Annotated in this window: 5 protein-coding genes; all 5 read left to right on the plus strand. The window is 69.6% G+C overall.

Translation table 11 applies throughout. From position 1 onward, the window contains the following. The coding region (gene cobA, locus Y706_RS27285) for a uroporphyrinogen-III C-methyltransferase (protein WP_043437122.1) at positions 1-728 on the plus strand (728 nt) is incomplete at its 5' end. A gap of 8 nt (positions 729-736) precedes the next feature. Then, positions 737-1,975, plus strand: coding sequence for a uroporphyrinogen-III synthase (locus tag Y706_RS0122630; protein ID WP_253906876.1), 1,239 nt, complete (start codon positions 737-739; stop codon positions 1,973-1,975). A 184-nt stretch (positions 1,976-2,159) separates the two neighbouring features. Next, entirely contained in the window at positions 2,160-3,056 is an 897-nt protein-coding gene (locus Y706_RS0122635) for an FAD-dependent oxidoreductase (RefSeq protein ID WP_043437125.1), read from the plus strand. Positions 3,057-3,216: 160 nt separating this feature from the next. Beyond that, the gene (gene deoC / locus Y706_RS0122640; RefSeq protein ID WP_028278361.1) at positions 3,217-3,915 is read left to right on the plus strand and encodes a deoxyribose-phosphate aldolase; all 699 of its coding nucleotides are present in this window, start codon (positions 3,217-3,219) and stop codon (positions 3,913-3,915) included. Positions 3,916-3,968: 53 nt separating this feature from the next. Beyond that, positions 3,969-4,187, plus strand: coding sequence for a hypothetical protein (locus Y706_RS0122645; protein ID WP_028278362.1), 219 nt, complete (start codon positions 3,969-3,971; stop codon positions 4,185-4,187). Positions 4,188-4,360 lie beyond the last annotated feature (173 nt).

The raw sequence follows: 4,360 nt of genomic DNA on the forward strand, positions 1-4,360 counted from the left end.
CCGAGCTGCTCACGGTCGCCGCCGTCGCCGCGCTGCGCGATGCCGACGTCGTCTTCTACGACCGGCTCGCCCCGTACCAGGACCTGCCGTCCCTGACCTCGGCAGAGCTGGTGGATGTGGGCAAGAAGCCCGGCCACCACAAGGTCAGCCAGGCCGACATCGAAAAGCTCATGGTGGAAAGCGCGCTGGCCGGCAACAACGTGGTCCGCCTCAAGGGCGGGGACCCCTATGTGTTCGGCCGCGGCGGCGAGGAAGTCGCGTCCTGCGTCGCGGCCGGGGTTCCGGTCCGCGTCATCTCCGGCGTCACCAGCGCCATCTCGGTTCCGGCCGCCGCCGGCATCCCGGTCACGCACCGCGACGTCAGCCATATGTTCACCGTGGTCTCCGGCCATGCCCCGCTGACCGAAAACGAACTGACGCACCTCGCCGGGCTCGGCGGAACCATTGTGGTCCTGATGGGCATCGGCACCCTGCACCACCTCGCGGCCGGACTCCGCCGGGCCGGAATGCGGGCCGACATGCCGATGGCGGTCGTCGAACGCGGCTACCGCCCCGGCCAGCGCACCACGATCGCCGAGCTGGGCACCATCACCTCCGCAGCCGCGGGCTGCAGCAACCCCGCCGTCCTGGTGATCGGGGACGTTGTCCGGGTGGCCGAAGCCAACCGGGGCTGTGCCGGTGCCACGGCAGAGCTCGACCGTCTGGCCGCATCACTGATGGAGGCGTAAGGATTCCCATGAGCGCATTGAACGCCGTCGCCGCAGCCCACCCGGAGCCCGGCGCACCACTGTCCCCCTTGAACCCCGCCCTAGCCTCCGCACTGACCGTCGGCGGCCCCGCCGGCTCATCCGCGCCGGAACCCGCCGAGGACGCGACCGACCGGGACCTCCCCCTGGACGGCTTCCGGATCGGCGTCACCTCGCACCGCCGTTCGCAGGACCTTATTGAGGCCCTGGAACGCCGCGGTGCCGAGGTGCTTCACGCCCCGGCACTGAAAATCGCCCCGGTCCGGGAGGACCAGAGCCTGATCGATGACACCCGGGCGATCATCGCCGCCCGGCCCGATCTTTGCATCGCGACCACCGCCTACGGCATGCGCCGCTGGTGCGAGGCCGCGGACACGTTTGGCATTGGCGACCAGCTGCTGGAGACCCTCTCCGCCACCCGGATGTTCGTCCGCGGGCCCAAAGCCCGCGGCGCCGTGCGCGCCGCCGGGCTCGCCGACGTCGGAATCAGCAGCGACGAAACCACGTCCACGCTCGTGGACATGCTCCTGGCCGAGGGTGTGCGCGGCAAGACAGTCGCGGTGCAGCTGCACGGCTACACCGATGTCCGCCAGCTCGAGCGCCTGCGCATGTCCGGGGCCACCGTCCTGACGGTCACCCCGTACCGGTGGGTCAAGCCCGACGGCGCCGACCGGCTGCCCAAGCTGATCGAAGCCGCGTGCAGCGGCAACCTCGATGTCCTGACGTTCACCAGCGCGCCCGCCGTGGACGCCATGTGGAGCACGGCGCACGAGATGGGCGTCTACAAACAGCTCGTGGAGAGCCTGAAGACCACCGTGGCGACCGCCGTCGTCGGGCCCATCACCGCGCAGCCGCTGCTCGATGCCGGGCTGCACCCGCTGATCCCGGAACGGTTCCGGATGGGCGCCCTGATCCGGCTGGTCTGCGAGCACCTGGCACTCAACCACGTCCGCCGGCTCGACACCGTTTCCGGCAGGGTGGAGCTGCGCGGCCGCTCGCTGCGCATCAACGGCGAGCCGGTCGAGATGGCGCCCGCACCTCTGTTGCTGCTGCGCGCGCTCATCGGCGCCGGCGGGGCAGTGCTCTCCCGCGAGGCGCTCTCGGACCTGCTGGAGCTGCGCGGTTCCGTGCATGCCCTGGACATGACCGTCAGCCGGCTGCGGTCCGCGCTGCCGGACACCCGGCTGGTGGAAACCGTGGTGAAACGCGGCTACCGGATCCGGGTCTAATCGAACGCGGGGTGCCGGCCTTCGCGACGGTGTGACCCACGGCATTACCGGCCGGTAAATACTGGCGAACGGGCAGGGCAGAAGCGGCAACACCCGGGAAACACCCCGGAAAAATCGGACGCCTACGCTGGGGTTCATCAAGCACACCGGCCACACGATGGCCACCCAGCGAAAGGGCCAGCACATGTCCGCTCCGGCAATGTCTCCCATCTCCACTTCCTCCCTGACAGGCGCTTCGGCTGCCGCCACCACGGCCGCCCGGCCCAGGATCGTCATCGCCGGCGCCGGCCGGGCCGCCCAGGCGCTCGTCCGGCAGCTCACCCGGACCCCGTTCGCCGGCGCCATCACCGTCCTCAGCAACCGGGACGACGCCCCCGAGGAATTGCTGGAGCTCGCCGTCCTGCCCCAGGTATCCGTCCGCTTCGGCCAGCCGGCCAGCTATATCGACGCGGAAAACCGCCGCGTGACCACCGCCGACGGCATGGAGTTCGACTACGACGAGCTCGTCATCGCCACCGGTTCCGCCCCCGCCGAGGCACCGGTGGAAGGTGCCGCCCGCTGCCTGAGCTATTCCACGATCGACGACGCCGCCGGGCTGGGCGAGGCCGTCAAGGACGTCACCCGGGTCCTGGGCCGCCGACCCCTCGGCATCCTGGTCGGCACGGGTTCGGCAGCCGGCCAGGCCGAGGCCGTGCTCCGGTCCCGCGGCGTCCGCCCGGTCCGCACCACCGTCCGTCCCGCCGCCGTCGTTCCCACCGCCGCCGGGTCCGCCCTGCCGGCGTCGGGCATCGTCTTCGAGGACGGCTCCAGCATGAACGGTGACCTCGTGATCCTCGCCGAGGAGCGCATCGCCCGCGACGAGCTGGCCGCCACGGCCGGGCTCGCCACCGCTGCCGGCGGCGGGATCGTCATCGGCCAGGACTTCCGCACCTCCGTGCCGGGCATCTGGGCGATCGGTGACGCGGCAGCCTACGACGGCGTCCGGCTGGGGCTGCTCGTGGCCTCCGGTTCCGCGGCGTCGGTGTGCGCTTCCCAGTTGCTTCAGGCCACCATGGGCCGGTCCCTGGCGGCCGCCGCCTGACGTGCCGGGGAGGCCCGGCCGGGGGCATCCGCCGGGCACATTCCTATGGCAAGATGGTTCCCTGATAAGCCGCGCACCACGCGGCGCCGCCAGGGCCCGCAGGCCCACAAGGCCCGGGAAGGGACCGCCGCGTCCCAGGCCCGCCACGAAAGGGACCACCATGAGCCAAGAAGCCGCCACCGGGGGAACGCCCAACATCGCCTCCTACATCGACCACACCCTGCTCAAGCCGGAGGCCAGCGAGGCGGAGATCCTCAAGGTCTGCGCCGAGGCGGCGGAGTATCACTTCAAGTCGGTCTGCGTGAACCCGGTCTGGGTCAAGACCGTCAAGAAAGCGCTCAAGGGATCCGGCGTCCTGACGTGCTCCGTGGTGGGATTCCCGCTGGGCGCCACACCGAGCGACGTCAAGGCCTTCGAGGCCCGCGGCGCGGTCCTGGACGGTGCCGAAGAAGTGGACATGGTCATCAACATCGCCGCTGCCCGTGCCAATGACAAGGGCGCGCTGGTGGATGACATCGCCGCCGTCGCGGCCGCCGTGCACGAGGGCGGAGCCATCCTGAAGGTCATCATCGAAACGGCGCTGCTGGGCGATGACCAGAAAGTGCTCGCCTGCGAGGCCGCGGTGGAAGCCGGGGCGGACTTCGTGAAGACCTCCACGGGTTTCAACGGCGGCGGGGCCACTGCCGAGGACGTCGCGCTCATGCGCCGCACCGTCGGCCCGGACCTGGGTGTCAAGGCCTCCGGCGGCGTGCGTTCCCTGGCCGATGCTCAGGCTATGATTGCTGCAGGTGCAACACGTATTGGCGCCAGCTCCGGTATCGCGATCGTCAAGGGTGAACAGGGTTCGTCCGCGTACTGACCGTGCCGGCACCGCCCACAGTTTTGAGCCCCCCCGGGGCCGAGGAGGAACGAATGTCCAGCAACACCACCCCGCAGACCGAGAACAGCCTCGGCTCGACCATCGTTATCTTTGCCGCGATGATGGTCCTGTTCCTCGGTGCGATCTACTCGCTGTCCTTCCTGACGCTGGAAAACACCTGGCCGATGGCCGTCTGCCTGATTCTCTTCGCCGCCGCGTTCTGGATCCCGCAGACCCTGCTGGGCCGCTCGGATTCGGCCGGCGAAAACTAGGCCACTCCTAACTTTTAAATGACTGAAGCTCCGGTTCGTCCGGAGCTTCAGTCATTTAACCGGTGGCAGTCCTAGCTGTACTGAGCCATCAGGTTGGTGACACCCGGGTGATGGGTGTGGTTCCGATGCCGGTGTGGATTCGTTCAGTGTTGTAGTGCTGGAGCCAGGGCGCA

Origin of the sequence: Arthrobacter sp. I3, assembly GCF_000520575.1 — a bacterium.
Classification (GTDB): Bacteria; Actinomycetota; Actinomycetes; order Actinomycetales; family Micrococcaceae; genus Arthrobacter; species Arthrobacter humicola_A.